Annotated in this window: 20 protein-coding genes and 4 pseudogenes; 10 read left to right on the top strand and 14 right to left on the bottom strand. The window is 67.6% G+C overall.

Going from position 1 to position 25,250, the window contains the following annotated elements; genetic code table 11:
- Positions 1-270: 270 nt before the first annotated feature.
- Positions 271-2,616 (top strand): FUSC family protein, encoded by a 2,346-nt coding sequence (locus ACWCP8_RS39390; protein ID WP_451121325.1) that lies wholly within the window; start codon positions 271-273, stop codon positions 2,614-2,616.
- A gap of 87 nt (positions 2,617-2,703) precedes the next feature.
- On the opposite strand, the pseudogene ACWCP8_RS39385 reads toward ACWCP8_RS39390, so the two are convergent.
- Positions 2,704-3,072, bottom strand: a pseudogene (locus ACWCP8_RS39385) (IS110 family transposase); the annotation flags it as partial.
- Between the two features lie 89 nt (positions 3,073-3,161).
- Between ACWCP8_RS39385 and ACWCP8_RS39380 the strand changes: the two are divergent.
- Complete coding sequence (locus ACWCP8_RS39380) at positions 3,162-3,497, top strand: transposase family protein (protein ID WP_451121323.1); 336 nt, start codon at positions 3,162-3,164, stop codon at positions 3,495-3,497.
- Between the two features lie 149 nt (positions 3,498-3,646).
- Here the strand turns inward: ACWCP8_RS39380 and ACWCP8_RS39375 are convergent, their stop codons facing one another.
- From ACWCP8_RS39375 to ACWCP8_RS39365, 3 genes are all read right to left on the bottom strand, one after another.
- Positions 3,647-5,404, bottom strand: a complete 1,758-nt coding sequence (locus tag ACWCP8_RS39375) for a BTAD domain-containing putative transcriptional regulator (RefSeq protein WP_451121321.1) — start codon at positions 5,402-5,404, stop codon at positions 3,647-3,649.
- A 653-nt stretch (positions 5,405-6,057) separates the two neighbouring features.
- Positions 6,058-6,729, bottom strand: coding sequence for a TetR/AcrR family transcriptional regulator (locus tag ACWCP8_RS39370; protein ID WP_451121319.1), 672 nt, complete (start codon positions 6,727-6,729; stop codon positions 6,058-6,060).
- A 469-nt stretch (positions 6,730-7,198) separates the two neighbouring features.
- Positions 7,199-9,163: a SpoIIE family protein phosphatase gene (locus tag ACWCP8_RS39365; protein ID WP_451121317.1), complete on the bottom strand. Its 1,965-nt coding sequence runs from the start codon at positions 9,161-9,163 to the stop codon at positions 7,199-7,201.
- Between the two features lie 84 nt (positions 9,164-9,247).
- Here ACWCP8_RS39365 and ACWCP8_RS39360 point away from each other — a divergent pair, with 84 nt between their 5' ends.
- Together ACWCP8_RS39360 and ACWCP8_RS39355 are read left to right on the top strand one after the other, a co-directional pair.
- Positions 9,248-9,901, top strand: a complete 654-nt coding sequence (locus ACWCP8_RS39360) for a Mu transposase domain-containing protein (RefSeq protein WP_451121315.1) — start codon at positions 9,248-9,250, stop codon at positions 9,899-9,901.
- Positions 9,798-10,498, top strand: a pseudogene (locus ACWCP8_RS39355) (ATP-binding protein). The gene ACWCP8_RS39360 and the pseudogene ACWCP8_RS39355 overlap by 104 nt, the downstream one beginning before the upstream one ends.
- A 156-nt stretch (positions 10,499-10,654) precedes the next feature.
- Here the strand turns inward: ACWCP8_RS39355 and ACWCP8_RS39350 are convergent.
- A complete protein-coding gene (locus tag ACWCP8_RS39350; RefSeq protein WP_451121313.1) occupies positions 10,655-11,572 on the bottom strand; it encodes an NADP-dependent oxidoreductase in 918 nt (305 codons plus the stop codon).
- Positions 11,573-11,861: 289 nt separating this feature from the next.
- Between ACWCP8_RS39350 and pdxR the strand changes: the two genes are divergently transcribed.
- Complete coding sequence (gene pdxR, locus ACWCP8_RS39345; RefSeq protein WP_451121311.1) at positions 11,862-13,559, top strand: MocR-like pyridoxine biosynthesis transcription factor PdxR; 1,698 nt, start codon at positions 11,862-11,864, stop codon at positions 13,557-13,559.
- Positions 13,560-14,117: 558 nt separating this feature from the next.
- On the opposite strand, the pseudogene ACWCP8_RS39340 reads toward pdxR, so the two are convergent.
- The 5 genes and pseudogenes from ACWCP8_RS39340 to ACWCP8_RS39320 form a co-directional block, all read right to left on the bottom strand.
- Positions 14,118-14,366 (bottom strand): annotated as a pseudogene (locus ACWCP8_RS39340) (transposase); the annotation flags it as partial.
- Between the two features lie 42 nt (positions 14,367-14,408).
- The gene (locus tag ACWCP8_RS39335) at positions 14,409-14,792 is read right to left on the bottom strand and encodes an MmcQ/YjbR family DNA-binding protein (protein ID WP_266991312.1); all 384 of its coding nucleotides are present in this window, start codon (positions 14,790-14,792) and stop codon (positions 14,409-14,411) included.
- Positions 14,793-15,051: 259 nt separating this feature from the next.
- Entirely contained in the window at positions 15,052-15,183 is a 132-nt protein-coding gene (locus tag ACWCP8_RS39330) for a hypothetical protein (RefSeq protein WP_352270007.1), read from the bottom strand.
- Positions 15,184-15,245: 62 nt separating this feature from the next.
- A complete protein-coding gene (locus ACWCP8_RS39325; RefSeq protein WP_356004120.1) occupies positions 15,246-15,551 on the bottom strand; it encodes a DUF427 domain-containing protein in 306 nt (101 codons plus the stop codon).
- Positions 15,552-15,942: 391 nt separating this feature from the next.
- Positions 15,943-16,311 carry a GNAT family N-acetyltransferase gene (locus tag ACWCP8_RS39320; protein ID WP_451121308.1) on the bottom strand — a complete coding sequence of 123 codons (369 nt, stop codon included), beginning with the start codon at positions 16,309-16,311 and terminating at the stop codon, positions 15,943-15,945.
- 183 nt (positions 16,312-16,494) lie between these two features.
- Between ACWCP8_RS39320 and ACWCP8_RS39315 the strand changes: the two genes are divergently transcribed.
- Entirely contained in the window at positions 16,495-16,845 is a 351-nt protein-coding gene (locus ACWCP8_RS39315) for a GNAT family N-acetyltransferase (RefSeq protein WP_383967213.1), read from the top strand.
- A 641-nt stretch (positions 16,846-17,486) separates the two neighbouring features.
- Here ACWCP8_RS39315 and ACWCP8_RS39310 read toward each other — a convergent pair.
- Both ACWCP8_RS39310 and ACWCP8_RS39305 read right to left on the bottom strand, forming a co-directional pair.
- Positions 17,487-18,488, bottom strand: coding sequence for a cytochrome d ubiquinol oxidase subunit II (locus tag ACWCP8_RS39310; RefSeq protein WP_352270012.1), 1,002 nt, complete (start codon positions 18,486-18,488; stop codon positions 17,487-17,489).
- Positions 18,485-19,924, bottom strand: a complete 1,440-nt coding sequence (locus ACWCP8_RS39305; protein ID WP_451121305.1) for a cytochrome ubiquinol oxidase subunit I — start codon at positions 19,922-19,924, stop codon at positions 18,485-18,487. Before ACWCP8_RS39305 ends, ACWCP8_RS39310 begins: the two co-directional genes overlap by 4 nt.
- Positions 19,925-20,902: 978 nt before the next feature.
- Here ACWCP8_RS39305 and ACWCP8_RS39300 point away from each other — a divergent pair.
- The 3 genes from ACWCP8_RS39300 (at position 20,903) to ACWCP8_RS39290 (ending at position 23,219) form a co-directional block, all read left to right on the top strand.
- A complete protein-coding gene (locus ACWCP8_RS39300; RefSeq protein ID WP_382844616.1) occupies positions 20,903-21,382 on the top strand; it encodes a hypothetical protein in 480 nt (159 codons plus the stop codon).
- Positions 21,383-21,465: 83 nt separating this feature from the next.
- Positions 21,466-21,882, top strand: a complete 417-nt coding sequence (locus ACWCP8_RS39295) for an SsgA family sporulation/cell division regulator (protein ID WP_451121303.1) — start codon at positions 21,466-21,468, stop codon at positions 21,880-21,882.
- Positions 21,883-22,058: 176 nt separating this feature from the next.
- On the top strand, positions 22,059-23,219 hold the full coding sequence (locus ACWCP8_RS39290; protein ID WP_451121301.1) for an FUSC family protein: 1,161 nt from the start codon (positions 22,059-22,061) through the stop codon (positions 23,217-23,219).
- A gap of 601 nt (positions 23,220-23,820) precedes the next feature.
- Here ACWCP8_RS39290 and ACWCP8_RS39285 read toward each other — a convergent pair.
- A complete protein-coding gene (locus ACWCP8_RS39285; protein WP_451121299.1) occupies positions 23,821-24,057 on the bottom strand; it encodes a hypothetical protein in 237 nt (78 codons plus the stop codon).
- Positions 24,058-24,153: 96 nt separating this feature from the next.
- Here ACWCP8_RS39285 and ACWCP8_RS39280 point away from each other — a divergent pair, with 96 nt between their 5' ends.
- A complete protein-coding gene (locus ACWCP8_RS39280; protein ID WP_451121297.1) occupies positions 24,154-24,453 on the top strand; it encodes a hypothetical protein in 300 nt (99 codons plus the stop codon).
- Between the two features lie 463 nt (positions 24,454-24,916).
- Here ACWCP8_RS39280 and ACWCP8_RS39275 read toward each other — a convergent pair.
- Positions 24,917-25,250: pseudogene (locus tag ACWCP8_RS39275) on the bottom strand (IS6 family transposase); the annotation flags it as partial.

Below are 25,250 nucleotides of genomic sequence, written 5' to 3'. Positions count from 1 at the left end.
ACCACCGGGAGCAGCGGCTCCATCCGCTCCCACAGACCGTCCTCGATCTCCCACGGCTTGCGCTTGCCCACACCAGTAGTCGCCGCACACCCCCACATCGACCGTGCCAACGCGAGAAGAACAACTCTTGACGGTCAGTCATTCCGCAAGCTCGTTCTGTTAGGAGTCCTTAGCCGCGATCTGCCCGCCCCTCCGATCCGCCCCACCGGCCAGAACCCCTCAGCGCCGGCACTCCGTTCTCGCCCCTGGGAGGCGTCCGTCGTGAAAATCATGCAGTTCCTGCAGCAACGAGACGCAGGCTTCACCGTGCTCCGCAGGTCCGCCAGAGCTGCCGTCGTCGCGCCGGGGCTTTTCGCGATCACCACAGCGATCACCGACCACGCCACCATGCCTCTCTTCGCAGCCTTCGGCTCGATCGCCATGCTGCTGTTCGTCGAGTTCGGCGGCCCCATGCGGGAGCGGCTCATCGCACAGACCGCTTTGATCGCGGCCGGCGCGGCACTGATCTCCCTCGGTACACTCACATCGCAAGAGACATGGCTCGCCACACTGGCAACAGCCGTCGTCGGCTTCCTCGTGCTGTTCTCCGGCGCGGTCAGCTCCACGCTCGCCACCGCCACCACCACCCTGCTCATCAGCTTCATCCTGGCCGCAACCCTGCCCGGCCCCGTCCAGGCAATACCAGACAGGCTCGCTGGCTGGGCCATGGCCGGCGCCACGTCCCTCGCGGCCATTCGGTTCCTGTGGCCCACACCGACGAGAGAGCCGTTGAGGAACGCCACCGCACAAGCCTGCAACGCCATGGTGGCGCGGCTCAGGATCGAGGCCGACTGCATGCTCGGCGGCTTCGAACCCGCGGACAAGGCGGCACTCGAGACGATCGTCCCCTCGGCCCAGGCAGCGGTCAAAACACTACGGACCTCGTTCTACGCAACGCCCTACCGGCCAACAGGACTGACAACGTCCACCCGCATCCTCATCCGCCTCGTCGACGAAGTCCTCTGGCTGGAGACAATCCTCGACCGAGTACCGCTCACAGAGAAGACAGGAGCCGCCGACGCAGAGGTTTGCGAGCTCAAAGAAGCCGCCGCCGACCTGCTCGAGACCAGTGCCGAACTCCTGGCAGCGACCGACCACCGGGCACTCGACGAGCTGGACGCGGCCGCGAAACGCCTCGCACAGGCGCGCTCCGCGATGGAGTACGCGGCCGTGTCGGCGCGACTGACGGATACCGACAGCACCGCCACAGACCCGGCCCGCAACCACACCGAGCGCGAGACCGCCGCGAGCCAGTTCGTCAGCTCGCTCGAACCAAGCTTCCGCGCCCAGGAGATGAGTTTCGCAGTCTCCGCCATCGCGGCCAACATCGGGCTTGTCGTCCAGGCCCGTCAACGCACCCTGTGGCAGCGGCTCACCGGCCAGCACCCCGAACGTGTGCGCTCCACCCTGGCCTCAGCCCAGGAGCGGGCCAAGTCGCACGCCGAGCGCCACTCCGTGTGGCTCCACAACAGCGTGCGAGGAGCGATCTCCCTCGGGCTGGCGGTGCTCGTAGCCGATCTGGCCGGAGTGCAACACAGCTTCTGGGTCGCCTTCGGCACTATGGCCGTCCTGCGTTCCAGCGTCCTCCTAACAGGGCAGAGTTCCCTGCGCGCGATCGCAGGCACCACCGCCGGCATCGTCATTGGCGGCACGCTGGTCTACCTCGTCGGCACGAACACCGCGCTCCTGTGGGCCCTGCTCCCCGCCGCCGTACTGTTCACAGGCCTGGCACCGGCGACGATCTCGTTCGCCGCCGGGCAAGCAGGCTTCACGATCTCAATCCTCATCCTGTTCAACATCCTTGAGCCCACTGGATGGACGGTCGGCCTGGTGCGCATCGAGGACGTCGCCATCGGCTGCGCAGTGAGCGTGCTGATAGGACTCCTGTTCTGGCCCCGGGGTGCCGGGTCAGCCCTCGGCCTGGCCACAGCGGAGGCCTTCGCCGAAAGCATCCGCTATCTGCGCAGCGCGATCGGATACGGCGTGACACGCTGCGACACGCTCATCCCCACGAGCCCTGTGCCAGAAGACGAGCGCTCCCGTGCGGCCGCGGCTGCTCGCCGACTGGATGACGCCTTTCGCGGATTCCTCGCCGAACGCGGCACGAAACATGTGCCCCTGTCCGATGCCACCGCGCTGATCACAGCCGTCGCCGTGCTGCGCCTGACCGCAGACGCGGTGCTCGACCTGTGGAGTCGTGACCGGGGAACACCCGCCGGCGACAGGACCGCGGCGCGCACAGAGATCGACCGGGCCGGCACCGCACTTGCCACCTGGTACGAGAAGACAGCGAACGCCCTGTCCGGATTTGGGGAAGCGCCCAGCTGTGCCGACCAGGATCCAGCAGCCGGAGCGCGGCTCATCCATGCCGTGGAGCGAGACCTCAACGACGGCGAAGGCCGATGGTCCTCCACCGCCATCCGCGTCGTATGGACCGCCGACCACATCGAAGCCGCCCGCAGGCTCGAGTCGGACGTACTGAAGCCAGCCCAAGCCGTGGCAAGGCTCCAACGCGACCACAATGCGCGTACGAGCCTCTTCCGTCGGACACAACCGCCTCATACTCCCCGACGCTGAGCCACGATCCTCGCGAAGACATCATCCGGTCGACGTCGCCGGATGACTCAGAGCCGCCCACCAAACAAGCGGTCGGGGCAGCACGCCGATGGTGGTGAAGTCGCGGCGCTGGCGGGCGGTTTCGGCGATGACGTCGGCTTCGCGGGCGTCGGTCTTGGCCTCGCCCCGATAGGCCCCGGACATGCGGTTGACGGTGCGGCCGGGCACGTAGACGGCTTGCTGCCCGTGGGCCGCGAGCAGTGCCAGCAGAAGTACCGGGGTAGTGCCGGAGATGTCCACCGCCCAGTGGACCTCGTCCGCGAGGTCGAGGATCTCGCCGATTGCGGTCAGGATCGCCGACTCGTCATTGTCGATCTTCTTGGACCACAGTGTCGCTCCGGTCTCGTCCACCACCGCTCCCCAGTGGTGGCCCTTGCCTGCGTCGATGCCGGCCCATAACCGGCCCTGCCTGCTGATGTCCACGCTTGCTCCTCGTGCCGTGAGGCTCGCTCGTCGGCCCGAGGAACACCCCGCCATCAGCTCCGTAAACAGCGACAAGATCGCAGATCTCAATCAGCAGCCAGGGTGCCGGCTCGACCCACGACCTCACCGCCGCCCGACAGCACGGAATCATCGAAGCCCTCACCGAGTCGGGGCTCAAACGCTGGGCGGACAAGGCGTATCAGGGAGCTGGCGGGCCCGTCCGGGTACCGTTCCGAGGCCGCCGCTTGAAGCGATGGAAGCGCCGCCACAACAGCAGCCACGCCAAGATCCGCTGCCCCGGCGAGCAAGCTATGGCCACCCTCAAGGGCTGGCGCCTCCTGCGAAAGCCCCGCTGCAGCACCAACCGCATCACCGATATCGTCAAGGCCGTCCTCGTCCTTCACCACACCTCAATCTGAGGTTGGAGAAGGCTCAGTTTTGTCTCGTATGACGGCGCCGCCCGGTAGGGCGTGCCCCCTTCGGGAACTGCTCGGTCTCGGCTACTGGCCGTCACATCGTCTCCGCAGGGCGCCTGTGACAACGAAATGGATGCTGGCCCCTGCTCGCCCTACCGACGGGCCAGCTTGCCCTGGTCGAGGAACCCCTGCCCCGCCTGCTCCACTGCGTACGCGGCCACAAGTCGGTTCCAGCTGTACCGACCCGGGCCGATCTCCGAGACGAGGTGCGCTCGGGTGAGGCGCGACAAGACCTTGCGGACCCGGCACTCGGGCCGTCCGGCCAGCTCCGCAACCTGCGATGCCGCGAACATGGGGTCTGGGCAGGCGCTCAGGTCGCGAAAGAGCGCGGCTGTTTCCATGTCGAGCAGGCGGTACGAGCGGGTGATGGACTCGCGGACGTCGAGCGTCTGGTCCTCGTCGCTCGCGAAGGCGTCCAGAGTGCTGTGCTCCGGCGCCTCGTACTCGTCGGCCAGGCTCGCCAGGCGCAGCTGCGGTCGATAGGCCGCGCGGGCGGCGACGTTGGCCAGGGCCAAGGGGAGCTGCCCGGCCAGCCGGATGATGCGGTCGACAGCCTCTGGTTCAGCTGCTGTCCTCGCTGCGCCGAGTCGGCGCGCGAGGAGGCTGCGTGCGTCCGTCTGGCTCAGGGGCAGGAGTGTCAGGGGAAGTGCCTGGTAGGCAGCGACGAGCGCGTGCAGTTGCATGCGGCTGGTGACAAGGGCCATGGAGCCGGGGCCTCCAGGGAGGAGATGCTTTAGCTGGTCCGTGTTCCATGCGTTGTCGAGCACGACGAGCACTCGGCGGTTGGCCAGCAAGCCGCGGAAAATGAGCCCCCGTGCCTGCGCGGTCTCGGGCATGTCCTCGAGGCGGACCCCCATGGACTGCAGGAAGTCCTCGAGCACGTGCGCGGGGTCCCGCGGCTCGGCCTCCGGTCCGGCTCCCTGCAGGTCTGCAAAGAGCTGGCCGTCCGGGAAGCGGTCAGCCAGACGGTGGGCGACGGTGGTGGCGAAAGCTGTCTTGCCGACGCCGGCCAGTCCGCCGACCGTGCAGATGGCCACGGAGGACGACGCCTCTGCATCGGCGACCAAGCGCTCGACCTGCTCCTGCTCTCTCTCGCGGCCGACGAGGCTCGGCAGGGCGGCTGGGAGCTGAGCCGGGGCGTGAGGCGGGAGCATCTGTAGCGCGCCCTTCGGGCGGTCGGCGCTTTGCGGGAGCTGGAATCGTCCGGAGAGGATGCGCTCGTGGACTTGCTGCAGTTCCGGCGACGGGCTGACGCCAAGGCGTTGACGCAGCAGGTGACTGGTCGTGTGGTAGATCGTCAGGGCCTCGGACTGCCGCCCAGCACCGTAGAGCGCAGTCATGAGGAGGCTGCATATGCGCTCTCGAAGCGGGTGCTCGACAAGCAGGGCAGACAGTTCTGCGGCGGCTTCGGTGTAGCGCCCTCTTTCCACTTCGCAGGCGAGCTGCTCCTCCGCACAGGCGAGGCGCAGCTCGCCGAGGACGCTGCGCTGCTGGCCCGCGAACGGCCCTGGGACCCCGGCGAGGGCCACTCCTTTCCACATCTCGAGGCCCTCGGTCAGCAGGCTCGCCGCGGACGCCAGGTCGCCGGTGCCGCGGGCCTCCCTCGCCCTTGCCGTCGTCTCCTTGAACCTGTTCAGGTCCAGAGCGTCCAGTTGGATGCGCAGCAGGTAGCCCCCGTCGACCAGGCTCACGGAGCTGTCACTCTGCTCCCCCAGTGCCTGCCTGAGCCTGTAGACGTACGTGCGCACGGAGCCTACGGCCGACGGTGGGGCGTCGTCGCCCCACACGTCCTCCACCAGTTTCGAGAGGCTTACAGGCTTGCCTGCCCTGAGCAACAGCGAAGCGAGCACGGCACACTGCCTCGGCTGACCGGCTCCGGCCTCGACCCCCTGTCTGTGTAGCCGGACTGGGCCGAGCACTGAGAACCGGACGCCCGCATACATGGTGTCTACCGCCTTGGGGATCCTTGTGAGGCTTGACTGCTTGGCCGTCCGCAACGGACCGCTTTCCCCAAACGTACCGCAGATCGGCCCAATTTTCTGGTCTAAATGGTCCCCTCTTTGTTGGTCAGCCCACTGGCACCTCGCGCTACACGGCTGCCATGGCGCTGCGCTGGTGTGCCAGGACGGCGGCGTCCTGGCCGCGGTCGAGCAACTCTTCATGACACAGCGGGCAGGCTCGCACACCGTCAAGGTCCTCGCGGGCGGCGGTGTGTGCTCGCGCAGCCGCGACTGGTGGCGGTTGGCGAACCACTCGGTGACCTCCGGTGTGGAGGAAGGCATGCAGCGGCGAGCGGGCGCCCTGTCCGCGTTCCGTCCGGCCAGAGAGCTCGACGGAAAGCGACCTGCCTTTTACGCAGGTGGCCGCCGCTTTTCGTTGGCGGCTGGGGCCGCATGCGGGCAGTGGGGCGCGCGAACGAACACGTCCACCCGGTAGGCGACCGCGACGCAACCGCCTGTGGGGCCGCACCGGGACTTCTCGGCGCGCCTCGTCCCGGACGGTTTTAGCGCCCTCTCGTGCCCCCTTCAGGCGGATTGCCGTCCTCGGCGGGCACGGCATATGCCTTGATGTGGCCGATCGCCATGTCGAGGGCGATCTTCATGGGTTTGACGTCCCGGGCCGTCTGGGCAAGGAGGTAGCCGCCTTGAAGGGCGGCCATGAGGCCGGTGGCGAGCTCTCCAGCGTCCACGTCGGCACGGAGGACTCCCGAGTCCTTCATCCGCACGAGCCCGGCCTCGAGCAGCCCCTCCCAGGTGTCGAAGTACCGCGCGATCGCCTTGCGCGCCTCTTCGTCCTGATCGGCCAGCTCGCTTGCAAGGGAGCCGAGCGGGCAGCCGTACGCTCCGTTTCGGAGCGCGTTGTGTTCAGTCACTGCGTCCCGCCAGCGCTCCAGCCCGCGGAGGGAGTTGAGCCGCCGCAGTAGCTGGTGCTGGCGTTCGAGCAGTTCTACAGCCTGCAACGCGACAACGTCCCGCACCAACGCATCCTTGTCGGGGTAGTGGCGGTAGAGCTGGGATTTACTCGTTCCGCTGGCCGCCCTGACATCGTCGAGGGTCGTGGGACACACGCCCTTGACGTACATCATGTCGGCGGCGGCCCTCAAAATGCGCTCTTGAGTCGCCCGCCCGCGCTCAGTCAACCGGGAGCCGTTTTTGCCGCTCGCCTGTTCCGCCACACTGACCAGATTACCGGTGCGGTCGCTAGCAGGGATTCAGAGTGGACCTCAAGGTCCATTTCTATCCTCCGACTCTCGGCCCATCCGACCTGCTAGCCATCGCCCCGGGCCTCACCGTCCCGACGAGCCCACGACCGGAGAGCTGGAACCCGGCGCCCAGTCGACGCGACAGCCGAACCGCGACCATGCCGGCCACCCGACCGAGCAGCCGAAACGGCCCGCTGGATGAACCGACGGACCACCACGCACCCCGGTGAACAAGGGGAAGCCACGGGGAATCCCGCACGACATCGCAGGTCAGCGACTCTGCAGGCCAGACGCCATCCACGTACGCGATCCTCCAAACTAGGGCTCCGGGTGACTGGGGCCGGAGGGCACTTTCCGCGGCCGGCTTGGCCGAGTCATCGAGAACACACCGCTCAGCGAATGAGCGAGGGGGGCTTGCAGTGGGGTCCGTACGCGGGCGCCGTCATGTGCGTCGGATGACCAGCACGGCCACGTCGTCGAGGTGGTCTACCGCGACTGCGGAGTCGAGGATGCGGTCGGCGGTCTCCTCGGCGTTCAGTCCGTCGTGGACGGCTTGGGCGGCCAGGGTTCCGGTTCGCTCCAGTCCGGCGTCCAGTGTCAGGGCCGGTCCTTCGACCACGCCGTCGGTGACCATGACCAGCGCGGCGTCCTTGTCCAGTGTGAAGGTTTCTTCGGAGTAGTCGGCGTCGGGCAGGACCCCCAGCACCGGGCCGCCCGGCAGCTCACGGATGCTGTGGCTGCCGTCGTCGCGTGCGTACAGCAACGGCACATGGCCGGCGCTGGCGCCGGTGACCTGTCCGTCGTCCGGGTCGATATGCAGCATGGTGCAGCTGGAGAACCGTGCTGCGTCCATGGTGACGAGCAGCTCGTTGGTGCGTGTCAGCACGGTTGCGGGATCCGGTTCGTGGGCGGCGATCGCGCGCATGGAGGCGCGCACCTGTCCCATGGCTGCGGCGGCGTCCACGTCGTGCCCTTGGGTGTCGCCGATCTCCAGGGCGATGGCACCGTCGGGCATGACGAAGGCGTCGTACCAGTCTCCGCCGATGTCGAGCCCGTCGCGGCTTGGTCGGTAGCGGGCGGCGACCTCCAGGCCTGGGAGATGCTCGGGCAGCGTGGGGAGCATGGTCTGCTGGAGCGCCGTGGCCAGCTCGACTCGTGCCTCTTGCAACCTGACGCGTTTCAGTGCCTGGCCTGCAAGGTCGGCAAGAGTCCCCATGAGGGCCCGCTCATCCGGGGACGCGTGGTGTTCGCTGTCGTAGGTCACCAACCAGGCCCCGAGCGGCTGATCGCAGATCGGGCTGAGGGAGGTGATCGAGATGGCATAGCCGGAGTCGAGCTGGTCGAAGTACGGCAGCATGACCCCGTGCGGCCAGCGGCGGATGTACTCCTCCTGGCTGGGAATGAACTGCGGCTCGCCAGTGCGGATCACATAGGGCAGCGCGCTGGGGGCATCCAGCGGCAGGCCGTGCAGGGCCGCCACCGGCATCGGGATCCCGGCATCGGAGGACACGCGCAGGCGGCCATGCGTGATGAACGCCAGCGCGGCGCCGGTACCACCGAAGGTCGCGGCGAGCCGGGTCAGGACGACCTGCCGTACTTCTTGCTCCGTGACTGCGGCCATCACGGCGGAGGAGAAGGCCGCGATCTCGTCGGCGCGCTGACGCTCAGCACTCAGCGCGACCAACGCTCCGCGTCGGCGCGCTTCCCCCTTGGTGTCGTCGCGGATCACTCCGAGGACCCGCTCAGGGCCGCCGGACCCCAGAATGATCCGACGGGCCTGGCAGACCAGATGGTGGCAGCCATCGCGCTCGGTGAGGAACCGCAACCTGATCCAGGGGGACCGGGCGGCCGTCGAAGTCACGAGCTGCCGCAGGGCCCCGCGGTCATCGGGGTGGACTCGCCGAACCACCTCGGACAACGATATGGAGGCCTCCTGGAACAGCGCCGCCAAGGCGGGTGCGCCACCGAGCCACTCCAGCTCGTGCTCCTGGGGTGAATACATGCACAGACCGAGGTTGGCGGCCTCGGCCGCCAGACGGAACGGGATCAACAGGCCGCCCCGGTCATTTCCCGCGTCCAACGAGTGCACCCACACCAGCGGCTCGCCACCTACGGGATCGTTCACTGGTCGCGCCTCGACAAGGCAGACGACAGATGCCGCACCTGGCCCGGGGAACTCCAGCACCCGCATCACGATCGTCCTCGTCGTGGCGGCGTGGGCCACGAGACTCTCGACCGCAGTCCGCTGACTTATGGGCATCAGATCAACCAAGCCACGACCCACGCACTGCTCCACTGACCTGCCCAGTGTCCTGGCCATCGCCGCGTTCAGGCTGCGGATAGCTCCGTCCAGGGTCAAAAGAGCCGACGGTGTAGCCCTTCGAAGAAGTTCGCCCGAGGCGTCCATTCGCCGCTCACTACCCATCGTCGAGCGATATGACCTCGTCGTCCTTCAACAACAGTATCTGCCGCAGCGTCCACCAGCAGTGGAATGCGACAGGGCGCAAAGCGGGACACCAGCCGGCAGCAGGCTAGCCGTAGGGAGATTGCCGCTGTGGCGGATCGCTGGGAGGCGGACCGCGCGGCGATGCTCATCATCCCACCGGTCGGTCCGCCCGACTGGTGGCCGCTTCGCACCCGCCTGGGCCGCGACTACTACATCCGCCTCGACACCAACGGCTGCTCCGTCCGCCCCCGCGCGATCGGTCACATCGTCACGGTCCGCAGCGACACCGAGGAGATCACCGTGACCTGCGGCGACGACCCGGTGGCTCGCCATGCGCGCTGCTGGGCCAGACACCAGTCGATCGCCGACCCGGAGCACACAGCCGCGGCCCGTCAGCTGCGCGAGGAGGTCTGGCAGCAGCAGGCCGCCCGCACGCCGCCCAAACCGCACTCCTCGCCGCGGACAGCCTCGGTATCAAGGTCGAACAGCGCGAGCTGGGCACCTACGACCGCATGTTCACGCTCATCGAGGGCGGAGGCGGAAGGGAGGAGACCTGATGGCCCGCACCACCGTCCAGACCGGCCAGAAGACCACCATGGCCGCCCGCTCGGCGGCTGGCCAGGCAGCCCGCACCGGCCGGCAGACCGCCGCCGACCTGGCCTTCCTCGCTCGCGCCTTGAAGGCCCCGGCCCTGCTTGACGCCGCCGAGCGGCTGTCCGAACGCGCCCGGGCCGAGTCCTGGACCCGCCTCGAATACCTCGTCGCCTGCCTGCAGCGTGAGGTCGCCGCCCGCGAAGCCCACGGCGGTGAAGGACGCATCCGCGCCGCCCGCTTCCCCGCCATCAAGACCATCGAGGAACTCGATCTCACCCACCTGCGCGATCTGACACGCCAACAACTCGCGCACCTGGGAACCCTGGACTTCATAGCGGCCAAGGAGAACGCCGTTTTCCTCGGTCCGCCGGGCACCGGCAAGACACACGTCGCGACGAACTCGCCGTCCGAGCCTGCCAGGAAGGCCACCGGGTCGCGTTCGCCACCGCCGCCCAGTGGGTCGACCGCCTGGCCGCCGCCCATCGGACCGACCGACTCCAGGACGAGCTGGTCAAGCTGGGCCGTTACCCACTGATCGTGATCGACGAAGTGGGGCATATCCCCTTCGGTGATCCGGTTCTGGCTTATTTCTCCGATCCGCTAGGCGATCGACGTGCGTCGACGAGCTCGGGTGGCGACCCGCTCAGGGTCGGGTCAGGTCTGGATGACGATGAGGATCATCATGATTACTCACCGTGTTGACCGTTCCCGGTCGTGTCGGTGTGCGGGTTGCGTGCAGCGAGGACAGTGAACAGGGTGGCGACGACGGCAAGTCCGCCGTATCCGAGGGCGATCTGCGGTAGCGAGAAGGCGCTCGAGAGTTGGCCGGAGGGCAGGACCGGCCGCTGTCCCGAGTTCTCACGGACGAACACTGATGATCGTCTTCCCGGTGATCCGCTCGGTCGGATTGAAGGCCGCGACGGCGTCATCGAGGGTCGAGACCTTGCCGATGACTGTCCGCAGCCGTCCGTCCCGCACCCGCCGGACGACCTCACCCAGTTGGGCACGATCGGGTACGACAACGAAATCGATCGCCAGGCCGTCCGCGGGACGCACCTCAGGCGGCCCGGCGATGGTCACCAGCGTTCCTCCGGTTCGAATCAGGCCCGTGGACCGCTTCCCGATGTCTCCGCCGATGACATCGAACACCAGATCGACACCGCCGACCTCTTCCAGGCCGTCGTTCTCCAGGTCGACGAACTCCCTCGCGCCGAAGCCAAGCGCCGTCTGTCGATCGGCGGTACGTCCGGTGCCGATGACGTAGGCGCCGGCCTCTCGTGCGAGCTGCGTCACCATCGACCCAACGCCGCCGGCCGCGCCGTGCACGAGGACGCTCTGCCCCGCCTGAAGGCGGCCGTGCTCGAACAGCCCCTGCCACGCGGTCAGGCCTGAAATCGGCAGGGCCGCGCCCACCGTGAAGTCAACGTCGCCCGGCAGCGGCGCGAGGTTACGCGCCTCGACAGCCGCGTACTCCGTCAGGGTGCCGTCGCGAGTCCAGTCCGTGAGCCCGAACACCCGCTGTCCCACCGACAGCCCCGTCGTGCCATAGCCGAGAGCGGTGACCACTCCGGCCAGCTCGTGCCCGGGAATCGACGGCGTCCGGTCGCGGCCGAGGCGATCGGTCCAGGTCGAGGGCCACGTCAGCTCACCCGGAGTGAATCCCGACGCATGAACCTGAACGACGACATCGTTCAGCGCTGCCTGCGGCTCGGGCCGCTCCACCAGCGTCATCCCGGCCGTTCCCGCAGCCTGATCCGTCACCACAATCGCCTTCATCCGGTGCCTCTCTGTATCTAGTCCACGCCTACACGGCCTTCTCGGTTCGACAGTAATAAGCGGCGCCAGACACCGGCGTCTTACCACGCTGATCGATAGGGGTGGGGCGCGAGGGCGTCGAGAAACAAGCGCAACAGCGAAATTTCGGTAAGACGGCGCGAAGGACCGACGCTCATCAGATAGGTGCAGAGGCAATCCGGTAGGCCTTCTCGCTCATCGGAATCGCGTGGTGCGCCACGGGGCGTGGGAGAGCCCATCCCACACACCGCGTTGAAAGGAACCCTCATGCATGACAGCTCGGCTTGTTGGCAAGACCGCACTGGTCACCGGCTCTGGCCACGGCATTGGCGCAGCGATCGCGACCGGACTTGCCCAGGCCGGAGTCGATGTCATCCTTCTCGCCCGCACCGCCGACCAACTCGACGAAACCGCCAACGCCATCAAAGCAAGTGCGTCGAGTGTTGAGGTTCGCATCGTGACTACCGATCTGACCAACGACAACCAGCGCACCACGGCCATCGACGACCTGCTGTCCGGCAGCCCAGTCGATGTTCCGATCAACAACGCGGCCACTGCCGAGCCCCTCGGCGCCCGCACCAGGATCAGTCCAGCGCAGCTACGGCAGGCCTTTGAGAATGATTTGATTCGAGCTGGACGAGGTGTGCGCCGTGCGCTGGCCAAAGCCGTGCGCGAAGCTGTCCGCACCGGCCATCTGGCCCCGGGCACACGGCTGCCCTCCTCCCGCCAGCTCGCCGCCGACCTCGGCCTTGCCCGCAACACCGTGGCTGACGCCTATGCCGACCTCGTCGCCGAGGGATGGCTTACCGCCCGCAGAGGCTCGGGCACACTCGTGGCAGACAGGATGACCACTCGGCCGATCTTGGCACGCTCGGCCGCCGAGCCGTCCGGCGACCCTTGCCACGACCTGATCCCAGGTAACCCCGACCTCACCGCTTTCCCTCGTGCAGCCTGGCTGAAGGCCACACGCCGCGCCCTGGCCGCGGCCCCCGACGACGCGCTCGGCTACGGCGACCCCCGCGGTCGGCCGGAACTACGGGCGGCACTCGCAGACCATCTCGCTCGAGCCCGGAGCGTGTACGTGAGTCCGGAGCACATACTGATCTGCGCCGGCGTCTCCCACGGCCTGCAGATCCTGAGCGGAGTCCTGGCCGGGCGGGGGGCGAGAAACGTCGCCGTCGAGTCCTACGGCCTAGACAGGTACTGGGGCCTGCTGGCGGCTGCTGGGCTGAAGACCCTCCCGCTTGCCTTGGATACCCACGGGACCGACCCGGTGCCGCCCGTCGGCACCGATGCGGTCCTACTCACACCGGCTCACCAGTTCCCTGTGGGCACGGCGCTGCAGCGCGATCGCCGGACGGCCGTCGTGGACTGGGCCAGACGGACCGGCGGCTTGGTCCTGGAGGATGACTACGACGGTGAGTTCCGGTTCGACCGCCAGTCTGTCGGGGCGCTCCAAGGACTCGACCCCGACTGCGTGGTCTACCTGGGTACCGCCAGCCAGACCCTTGCTCCTGGCCTGCGGCTGGCCTGGATGGCGCTGCCTCCCACGCTCGCTGAGGAAGCCGTGGCGGTCAAGGGGCAGATCGACTCGTGCGAGGTATTCAGCCAGCTGACGATGGCGGAATTCATCACCTCCGGCGCCTACGACCGTCACGTACGTGCTGCCCGTCGGCGCTACCGCGATCGACGAGACGCTCTCGTCACAGCCCTGGCCCAGCACGCCCCAAAGGTGCGCGTCATCGGGACGCCGGCTGGCCTGCACACCGTGCTCGGTTTGCCGCCCGGGACCGAGCAGCGGGTCCTTCAGTCGGCAACCCGGCAGGGCCTCAAAGTGGCTGGCCTGTCTCGATACCGCCATGAACGGTCCCTGAATGCCATGGCCGATGCCCTCGTCGTTGGATACGGGGTGCCCTCCGACGCTGCGTGGCCTCAGGCGCTCTCCGCACTCGTGCGGATCCTTTCCTGACGCGCCCCCGAATAGCCGGGCACCCGGACTGATCTCTTTGTGGGTACGGCGTCACCTCACGCCTGCCTGGGCTGCACCGTTTGGGCGGAAGAAAGCGATCCCCCACCGAGTCGGCCCCACCCGCGACGGCCAGTACGGTCCCGCGGACGTGGTTGAGCGGAATGGGAACAAGGTTCAGGCTCTTGCCGCCCTTGGTCCAGGCGGCCTGTGTCCCACAGCAGTTGGCGGGATAGGCGCCGTTGGTATTGCGCGCATCAGGGGGCTCACGTCCGGTGAAGAGGTAACTGTCACCAACCGTGCCACCGACACGCGCGGCATGGCCTGGTCGGGGCGGGCCGCGCGAACACCAGGTCACCGTCAGCGGGCCGCTGCCGGGCAACCCCACCCGCCAGCACCGCAGGAACGAAGGCTTCGACCGGGACGACTTCCAAATCGACTTCGCCCGCCGACAGCACCTGCCCTCGCGGCCAGGTCAGCCAGGGCTGGCACGGCCCCTACCCGACCTCCTCGCCCACTGCCGCACCCCTGATCGTGGCGCGGTTCACTCAAGACCGTGTCCTACGTGGTGAGGCGGACGAGTCGTTTGTAGCAGCACAGGGCGGCGGCGAGACCAAGAAAGGCCAGGTAGTTGCGGGGGTTGCGTTCGTAGCGGGGGCTGAGTCTGCGGTAGCCGGACAGCCAGGACATCGTGCGCTCGATGACCCAGCGGCGTCGCCCTAATCGCTCGCTGGACTCGATGCCTTTGCGGGCGATGCGTACTCCGATTCGCTTCCAGCGTAGCCATCTGCGCAGGTCGGCGCGGTCATAGTCTGTCCTGGGGCTTCTCGCCTCTGATGGGCATGACGAAGGTCAGGCGCGGCGGCCGTAGGTGCGTGGATCCACGGGCTGCTCGGACTTGGGAAGCCCGCCGACCACGAGACGGTAGGAGTCGATCACGAGCTCCTTCACTAGCTTCTCGTCGATGGTGCCCCCGCCTTCCACCGTGATCCAGTGCCTCTTGTTCATGTGATAGCCGGGGGTAATGTCTGCGTACTGCTCACGCAGGGCTGCGGCGTCGTCCGGATCAGCTTTCAGGATCACGACGGGGCGCCCCGGCATGTCGGTCATGAGCATGAAGACCTTGCCGCGCACCTTGCAGACCTCCCAGTCGGGGCCGAAACGATGCTCCAGGTCGGCGCCGGGCAGTTCCACAGTGCAGTCGCCCGCGATCTTCTGCAGCTCCTGTCCGTCCAAGGTGATCAACTCCTCTATCGATCCGAGTGCCCTGACCGCCCGGCCAAGGCCCAAGGTGGCGTCTCCCGCATGGCCGCCACGAACGACGGCGCCCGCACGCCGGCAACAGTGACGGAAGCCGACGGGGGTACAGAGACAGTTACGCGGGCGGCGCAACGTGGCGAGCTGCTTTCGAACTTCAGGCACCTGGGCGCGGTCCGTCAGCTCCGCCGCGATACCCCATGCCCTACCGTGCTGCGACAGCGTTTCCACTGCGTCTTCAGCTTCTGTCCGGATTTCGGCCGGTAATCACGGCACTGCCACCCCCAACAAGCACCTGCTGCGCCGTAGCCAGACCAATACCGCTACCACCGACAACGACGATCTTACGGCCCTCGAAGTCTTCACTCATGAAATTCTTCCTTCCCCACTCAACGACGGATTTGTTCTGCTGGCAGTGATCGGTGTGCCTTGTCAGTTCTCGATCCTGACCTGGCGTACATCGAAGGCGACGAAGCCGCTGAAGTCGCGACCGACACGAGTCGCCGCCGACTCCTTGATGTTCGGGTAAGACCAAGCCCCGTCCCTGAGCGCCAGCTCGCCGACCACAACGTCGTGATACTGCGCTCTCCCCTTCCAGGGGCAGGTGTAGGGGGTTGGGCTGTCGCGGAGCGCGCCGGCCGCAACCGAGTTCGGCGGGAAGTAGATATTTCCCTCGATACTGACTACCGCTTCGCTCGCGGCCTCGGCCACGACGGTCTCCCCAACCACTGCCTTCATCAGTCTTTCCTCTCATCGATCCCTTTGCTTGGGCCACATCTGCCCTCGTGTCCGCCCGCGTTAGCCCAGAGGCACCAATCCCTCGCGCCATGGCTCTCCAAGTCGCGATCACCGATTGAGACGCCAGGCTTCAGTCGGGCGTCCAGTTGGTGCAGTCACAGCCAGCTCGCGCATTCGGCCGGAGGTTAGCGTCGGGTGGACTCCGCTTCTTACCCGTGTCTTGACGCTACGGGCGATCGGGGAGACGTGAGCTCATCGGCGTTCGCCAGCCATGCCAAATCACCCTGGCCTGCGGCTGGGTCGCTGTACTCCACCCAGGAGCTCGAGGCAGCACGTCGTGAGGCCGCAATGGGGCTCCTCCGAGGGGACTCCTGATTGCGGCCCGGTAGTCTCAGCCACGAGCCGCCACCCGCGCCGACTCGGCAGCAGCACGATCGGAGTAGCCCGGGTGTCGGGCGTCGACCAGATCGGCATAGGCGGTCGTTCGCGAGAGGTAGTCGACCACAAAGGGGCAGATTACGGTGATCGTGCCCCCGCGGGCACGGATCTCGTCGAACACCCGCCGCACCAGCGCGCCCGCCACACCCTGGTGCTGATGACTCGTCTCGACCTCAGTGTGCCGAAGAGCGTACCGGTTGGGCTTCAGGTGGGTGTAGTAGAGCCAGCCGACCAGGTCGTCGTCACGGCAGAGCTCAAAGCGGCCTTGATCGATGCTGTCGATCAGCTGCTCGGTTACCGGCACCTGCTCTTCGCCGCTCATCGCCTTACCTCTCCAACGTGTCGTCACGCCGACCATTCAAACAGCCCCGCTTCGGACCTTCTAGTCCAGTATGGCGCTTCGCCACTCGCAAAAGCATGTATAAATTGGACTCGGTGGTCCGTTCGCGACTGGTGAGGACTGCTCGGGACCACCGACCGAAGACGAACGAGGCGAGAAGAGAACATGGAGCCATCACCGGCCGCCGTTGAGGTGCGCAAGGACGAAACTACCCGCCTCTATGAGGCACTGATCGATGATCAGGTCGTCGGTACCCTGGCCTACGAGACTACCGGCGGACGTGCCACGCTCACCCACTCTTATGTGGACCCAGAGCAACGGCATCGGGGCATCGCGTCTGCCCTAGCGCGCTACGCCCTGGAAGACCTGACTCAAAGTCCGGCCAAGGTTGGCATCTACTGCGGTTTTGTCGCCGACTACGTCCAAGACCACCCTGAGTGGAACGATGCCGTCGACATCAGCCGCTCGGCCTTCATCGCCACGCGCACCGCGCGAGACACGACCAGCGAGCGCTGACGCTACGGAGTACCTGCACGTTGCCATCGAGCCTGAGCTCATCGTCACTTCGACGCGTCGACCGACCGCAAGGCCCGCCCACCCCTGCCTTCCTGAGGACGGACGCGTCTCCGGTGAAAGTGGGTGGGGGCAGGCCTCCCGGGCTCCGGAGGCCTGCCCCCACCGCGTGGCTATGCGGCTAGTACTGCAACGGTGTTGGGTGTAGCTCCCCCTGAGGGAAGACTGCCGACGCCAGTAAACCCGGAGGACAGGAGCGCCCAGGGATGATCGGCAGGCGGTCCGACTGGTACGTCGCCGGTGCCTGCACATAGGGTTCCGCTCCCATGCACGTCGATGTGTCTGGGGGCCGTGACCGAGCGGTGCCAGCGCCAGACATTCTGGCGTCGCAACTGACGGGACAAAAGCCCTGAGGTCACTTTTGAGTGCCTTCAGGGAGGTCTGTGATGACGTCAGTTGGTGCCGCATGATGGCCATGACTTGGGCCCTGGCTCCTATGTTGGTGCGGCACAGGACCGCGTCGGGGCAGGCCACGGGGCCGAGTTCGGTGGGTATGGCCGGTGTGCCGGTGAGGCGGATGGGTACGCCTGCAATGTGCAGCCGGCGGTTGGCTTCGCGGGCGAGGTGGGGGCCGAAGCGGAGGGTCAGGCGGAGGAAGTCAGCCGGTCCCGTTCGTGCAGCACGTACAGGGCGGCCAGAGAGGGAGCGATCAGCACGGCCGCGGTGCAGGCCACAGCGACCAGCACCCACAAGGTCGGCTCGGGAGCTGCGGCCTGGGTCAAGGACAGGTGGGTGCCCAGGAGGTACGGATACTGGGCGACGCCCCATCCGGCGATCACCGTGGCCACGGCCAGCGACGCAATCGACCGAGGCAGGCGCGGCCGACGGGCTCTGAGTGTTGCCAGGGCTGCGAGTCCGGCCGCGGCGGACACGATCAGTAGAGCAAGTCCGCGGGTACTGAGTTGGTGGAACAGGCGCGGTGCGTCCGCATGCAGAACGAAGACGCCGACCAGGCAGACGATGCCTGCCGCGATGCCTGCTGCCAGTGCCCTCCGCCGGAAGTATCGGTGCAGAGCCTCGTCCGGATACGGGTGCGTGGCAGCCGAGGAGAGGAAGACGGCAGCAAGGTAGGCGCATACGACGACCGCCAGGACACCTCCCAGCACACCCGTGGGGTTGAGCCAGCTGGACAGCGGGGCGCCGCCGCCGGCGCTGGGGACGCGGCCTGAGGCGACGGCCCCTGCGATGCCGCCGAAGCAGAACGGGGTCAGCACCGAGGAGACCGCGAAGAGGACCCCAGTGAGACGTTGCTGCGCGGTGCGCAGTGTCACCTTGCGGAAGGCGAAGCCGGACCCGCGCAGGACGATGCCGAATGCCGCGAGGCCGAGCGGGATGTACAACGTCGTGGTAATTGCGGCGAAGGCGGGCGGAAAACCCGTCCACAGCACCACCAGGCAGTAGATGAGCCAGGTGTGGTTCGCTTCCCAGACCGGGCCGATGGACCGGTCAATGAGCGAGCGGGGGGCGCTGCCCCGTACGGCTCCGCCCGCGGTCAGATCCCAGAACCCGGCGCCGAAGTCGGCACCACCGAAGACGGCGTAGGCGATGACGCCGGTGAACAGGATGACGCCGATCACATCGGTCATGGCGTTCGGCCTTCTGGGCTCGCGGCGGAGACAGCAGGGGCTTCGGGGCCGTAGGGGACCTGGACGTCTTCGTCGCCCTGTGCCGCCCATCGCCGGCGCAGGACGCGCAGAACCAGCAGGGCACCGGTGCCGACGCTGACGTAGATGATCGCGGTCGCGCCGAAGAAGGGCCACAGGTTGCCGTGAGTGGTGACGGCGTCCCGTGTCAGCAGCAGTCCGACCACGGTCCACGGCTGCCGTCCGACTTCGGTGACCACCCAGCCACTTTCCAGGGAGACCAAGGCCACCACGCCCGACAGCGCGGCGCACCGCAGGAACCAGACGTTGGTGGGGACGCGGCGATGACGCCACCACAGCCAGGCGAACCACACGGACAGGGCCAGCAGAGCCATGGAGGCGCCCACCATGACGTCGAACGCCAAGTGCACAATGCTCACACCCGCGTCGCTTGGGCGCACCGGTGCGGGGATTGCGTCCAGCCCGTCGATATGAGTGCTGGGGCGGAACCCGGCCAGAAGCGATGCCATATCCGGGATCGGCAGCCCGTAACGGACCTTCCCGTCGATCAGGACACCGCCGAGTGTCTCGGGGACGTGGTCACCGGAGTCGGGAAGCAGTTCGATGGCGGCGAACTTCGCCGGTTCGGAGTCGAACACCTGACGGGCGACCAGGTCCCCGACGAAGATCTGCACGGGCACGGTGACGGCGGCCACGACGAAGCCGATGAGGAAGCCGGTGCGGTGGTAGGCGTCCTGTCTTCCTTTGAGCATCCCCGCCGCGTACACCCCGGCTACGACGAAGCCGGCGACGATGTACGCCGCCAGCAGCATGTGGATCGTCTCGAACCAGAACGCGCCGTTGAAGAACACCTTGGCCGGACTGACGTCGATGATGCGGCCCGCATGCATGGTGATGCCGCCGGGCTGGTTCATCCAGGCGTTGGCAGCCACCACGGCGGCGGCACCACCGAGGCTGGAGATCACCACCGGGACACCGCTCCAGAAGTGGGCCCAGGGCGACAGCCGGTCCCATCCGTAGATGTAGAACGACATGAAGATCGCTTCGAGGAAGAAGAAGATTCCCTCGATAGCGAACGGGAACCCGAAGGCGGCGCCGTACTGCCCCATCAGTCCGGGCCACAGGATGCCCAGTTCGAAGGTGAGTACGGTGCCGGACACGGCTCCCACCGCGAACAGCACTGCGGCAACCTTCGACCAGCGGCGTGCCAGGAGCATGGCCTGCTCGTCCCCGCGGCGTAGTCCTCGATGGTTGGCGAGGAGTATCAGGAAGGTGAAGGCCACACCGAACGGCACGATGATGATGTGGAAGCCGAGAGTGAAGGCCATCTGTTCACGAGCGGGCAGCAACTGCGACGGCTCACCTGCGGACGCCAGCGCCTGCAGCACTACGGTGGTGGCGCATGAGGCTGACGGCATGCCCCGTATCCTCGCGCTCGCTGTGATCGTGGCGCGTGCCGACACGGCCCCGCCAAGCTCGTTAACCCGAGCGGATCACCCCAAAACCCCCGGCCCCCTGGGCTGGCGCGGTTCGGGAACCGGCGATGGGTTCGGGAACCGGCGATGCTCGGAGGAGACTCACCGCCGCGTGAGCAGGTTGCCGTCCGGCAGCCCTCCCGCGTTCCGGTCGCCTCCCTGCCGGCGACGTTCACGCACCGGGTCACCGGCATGGACGGCGGGGCCTTCTACGGCAGTGACGGCACCGGCTTGATGCGTGTGCGGCTGCGCTACAACACCACCAGCCCCATGACACCCCGCCCGGACCACCGCACTACCGTCATTCGCTCCGCGGCTACTTCCTCAGGGCGGCCTACACCCGTCGAACCATCGTCCATCGAGTGGAACGCCTGCGCGACGGGCACAGCTAACGCGCCGGGTTCGTGAGCCGGGATATCGACGTTGCGTCAGACCCTCCACTCCGGGACTGCACAGCGGAACACCGGGGCCCCGAAGCGAAATAGCGGTCCGGTGGAAGAATTCCGCGCCCTGAAAGTCGTCAAGGGCAGTGCGGCCAGGGTCCACAACTTCGGGAGTTTTCTTCGCAGATGACCTGACTGGCCCGGCCGACAGATCGGCACCGATGCGCTTGTCGCCGACGAGCGGCGCCCGGAGCGGCCGAACCAGATGACAGGGCGGACGACGCCGCTTGCCGGCTGTTCCGCGGCCGGCTTGTGAGCGCGGGCGATGCGGAAGCAAGAGCGCCGCGGGCGACGGCGGCCGGCTTCGCCACGACGTCCCCGGAGCCGGAAAACCAAATCCTGAAGGTGGTGAAATATGCCACAGACACAACGTTTAACGTTCAACTTTTTTGGGAGTAGCGTCGCTCCTGCCCCACCACCCCGGGGCACCGCCAGGGCCTCACCCACAGGGCTCCGGCACCGAGCAAGGAGAAAGATCATGAATCACACCTTCGGGCGTCGCGCCGCCACCGCGGCCGTCACTTTCGCCGCCATAGCCGGCACCCTGCTGGCAGCGGGCGGCGCTGCCTCGGCAGCTCCGAATCCTGCGGCCGGCCATGCCGCGGTCGCCTCCCACACCCAGGGCGCATCGACGTACGGCGATCACCGTGGCGACGGGAACGACCACCGCGACGGCTGGGGCGCCCGAGACCGAGACGGCCACCGCTGGAGCGACCGGGACGACCGCCGCGGCGACTGGCGCTGGGACGGCCACCGCTGGAGCGACCGGGACGACCGCCGCGGCGACTGGCGCTGGGACGGCCACCGCCGCTGGGAGCGGCAGGGCCAGTACTGGTACAGCAACGACCACGGTCACCGTTACCGCTTCGACAACCACCGCTTCTACCAGTGGCAGCGCGGCATATGGGTCGTCGTGATCGGCAACGCGCACGGCTTCGACTACGGCATCTTCCGCTGACCGCACGGACCATGGCGAGCGCCGGGTCCGGGCACCGCTCTACCGCCCGGGCCGGCGCCCCCGGCCCCAACACACTCCGAACCATGACCAGTTGCGTAGATCACATGCTCGACATGGAGCTCGCGTCCCCTCTGGGTGAGCGGATCCTCGTGCCGACCCACCTGCTCTACAGGTCACAGGACCCGCTCGCCGTGCAGCTCCTCTTCCAGGACGGCCTCCAGGGCCTGGTCCCGTGGGTCTTCGCGCGCGACCTTCTCGCCGCGGGGAGCCGGACCCTCAGCGGGGACGGCGACGTGCAGGTCTGGCCCGACGGGTTCGGCCCCGAGGCGCTCCTGCACCTCCTGCTGTCCTCCCCCCACGGGTCCGCCCACCTCACGGCCCCGCTCCCGGCGATCGAGCGGTGGCTGCACTGCACGTACCGGCTCGTGCCCGCCGCCAGGGAAACCGAGGCACTGGACCTCGAAACCCACCTCGCCCAGTTCCTGAATGGAGCAACCTGAACCATTCCGGGATCCCTGGAGGCTCCTTCTTCGGCACACACCCGAGCCCCTCGCCCTCCCGACGCCGACGGTGACGGGCCGACGCGACAGCAGCGAAGACGGTGCACCGGGCACCGCGGGCGACCGTGGCCGACGTCACCAGGTTAAAACGGACAAATTATGCCATCATCAATGTCGTGCAAGATTCAACCATTCGCCTGGAACGCACGCCCGTGACGATGCCAGGGCCGCTACCCCGCCTCGTCGGCCGGCTCCGCACCAAGCGGGCGGACCATGTGGTGCACGGCGCCAAAACCCTCATCGCGGCACTGCTCACCTGGGGCATCGTGGCCCCTTGGTCCACCGGGGGCCGGCCCTACATGGCCGTCGCCACGGCTCTGCTCATGGTCAACGCGTCCACGGTCTACCAGTCCGTGACCAAAGCGGCACAAAATGTAGTGGCCAGGGTCGCCGGGCTGGTCCTCGCCCTCGCGGCAGCCCAACTGCTGGGACCGACCGCGGGCGCCGTCGCGGTCATCGCGGTCATCGCGGTCCTGGCAGGCCCCCGCCGCACCTCTGAGGACCGACTCCAGATCGCCTCCACCGCAGTCATCGCACTGGCCGCCACCACAGCCGGTCCCATGGGCAGTCTCATATCCCCCGCACTCCAGACACTCACCGGCGCGGCCGTGGGCATCGCGGTGAACGCCCTCGTCCTGCCACCGCTCTACCTGAACGAGTCCGATTCCGCCGTACGCGACCTCGCCCGCTCCATGGGCACACTGCTGCACGACATGGGCACCGGCCTCTCCCGGCGGCAGCTCACCTCGAAGGCCCACACCTGGCTGCACCAGGCGCGCAGCCTGGACGACCGCCTCATCCGTGCCGAGGAACAGGTGCGGCAGGCCAACGAGAGCCTGCGGTGGAACACACGCTGTGTCGCGCACACGCGGCGCAAGGAGACGGCCTTCAACGACGACGACACGTTCAGGGCCTTGCGCGGCGTGTCGCTCCAGGTACGCGGAATCGCACGGACCCTCGCCGACAACGCACACGACAACCACGCCGATCACCACCTGGGGCACCAGTTCCTCGACCAGTACGCCGAAACCCTCCAGCTGGCAGGAGCAGCCGTTCAGACATTCGCCGAACCCACCCCGGCAACCAGCTCACCGAACACGTCCCCTCGCGAACGCCTGCGCGGAGCGATCGACGGCACACTGGCCTGGCACGACACCATGACCGACATGATCGCCCGGGGCACCCTCACCAAACCGGGCGCCTGGCACGTCTACGGCTCACTCATGACCGACGCGGAAAGACTGCTGGCCGACCTCGACCGCACAGACACGCGCTGACACGCGCTGACTGAGGTTTCACCGGTCCGCGCGGCCTTCGGCCACGCCGGACTTCCAGATCAGGGCCGCAGAAGCACCTGGCGTCGGAGTAGGTCAGCCACCCCGTATCCCGCCCCACTGGCGCCCTCACGCCGACCCCTTGACCCGCGCAGGGGCCCCAGGAGTCATGGACCGGGGGCTACCGGCACGCCCTGACGGCCAAGGGCTCCCGGGTCGCACTGTGACTTGCCCGGCCGGGCGGGTGGGGCCGTGAACGACACCCGGCCGCAGCCCGTCATGCAGACCTGCACCCTCCCGCAGCCGCAGGGAAACAAGGCATCACCTCCGGTCGCGGCCGTCGTCGATCCAGCATGGCGACCCGGAGGAATGTGCGGTCAACCGGCCCCGCGCTTGACGGCGTTGTGCTGCCGCCCTCGCAACGAGCGGCAGCATCGGCCACCGGGGCGGGGCTGCTGGGGCACGGCGACGCACAAACCACTGCTCATGTCGCTGCGGTGACCGAGTACGGCAGCCGGGCGGGGGACGCAAGCCCGCCGAAGAACCGATCCGCCGGAGCCGCGCGTCCCGACGGTCAGCCGGCGAAGGGGTCAAGGCTTCAGCCTCAGGCCCGGCCAGGCCCCTGGAAGGCCAGCAGCACCCGGACCGCAACACCCAGCTCCGCTCCATCGACGAGCAGGTCACACAGCGCCGAGCCGGCCGTCAGCACCGGCGCACAGAAGAAGAAGCCGCTTTGCCAACTGCCCGGCCCCGAGCGGCAGGCGGCCGATGGACCTGCTGGAAACAACCCCACGCAACCACTCTCCGGGACATGGCACACATCACCCTCCAAGTAGTTCATCGTTCAACCATTCCGGAGTAGTGTCGTCAGTGCCTCATCAAAGGCAACCTCCGCAGCCTGTTACGCAGGTCACGCGGTAAGCAAGGAGGAAAGATCATGGCTCTCAGGATTGCGCGACGCGCCGCTCTCGCGGCCGCCTCCGTGACCATCGCAGGAACCGGACTCCTCACAACGGGCGGCCCCGCCTCAGCAGCAGCCCACCCCACCGACGGCCGGACAGCCGTCGTCTCCCACCATGTGCAGCTCCTCGACGCCCATGACGACAGCCGCAGCCGGGACGCAGGACGGGCCGACAACGACGACGACGCCCGCCGGCGCTGGGTCAACGACCAGATCGAATGGACCCTGCACCACAACCCGGCCACCCAGCAGACGAACGACCACGAAGACCGTTGACACCGGGGCGCTGACCAGACCGAGTCAATCCGGGACCACGATGGACCTCACCACCGGGTCCGGGACGAGTACAAGGGGCATTCATACCGCCGAGCCCCCTTCATCCCTGCAGCTCCCTTTGCTTCACGCACCCGCAGAGACTCCCTCGGCCGTTCACCCCGGCCACGGGGCCGCCACGGCGCCCTCCGGCCCACCGGCACCCGCATCCCGCGGCACGCGTCGCTGGCCCCGAGCCCGCCAAACGGGGCCCACAACACCGACTGACCCCACCAGGCCCCCGTGCGGCGTTGTCAGGTTGAGTGAGTGCTTGGGGATGCGCGCGGTTTCGGGACGGGTCTGGCCGCGATGGTGACAGTCGGTCAGGCCACGGCGGGTCGGCATGTGGTTCCGGTGATCTGGTCCCAGATGGCGAAGCGGGTGATCACTTCGGTGCGGTAGTCGGGTGCGGTCATGAGGTGGCGCCGGGCCGGAAGTGGGGTGAGATGCCGCTGAACGCAGCCAGGAACCGCTGGGCTCCCGCGACGCCGCGGAAGCCCTTCATCGCCCGTTCACGCTCACGGGTCGGTTGATGGCTGTTCTCGGCCCGGTTGTTGAGGCCCTTGTGCGAGCGGTGCTCCACCGAGGGCATCTCATGGCGGTGGGCGGCGCCGTAGGAGCGGAGCTTGTCGGTGACGATTACCCGGGGCACCGACCGGGTCTTCTTCATCAGCTTCCGGAGGAAGCGCCTGGCAGCGGCCTCGTCGCGGCGATTCTGCAGCAGGATGTCGAGGACGTTCCCGTCCTGGTCCACGGCCCGC

The sequence above is a fragment of the Streptomyces sp. NPDC002206 genome (assembly GCF_053593595.1).
This window is presented reverse-complemented; position numbering and strand designations above follow the sequence as displayed.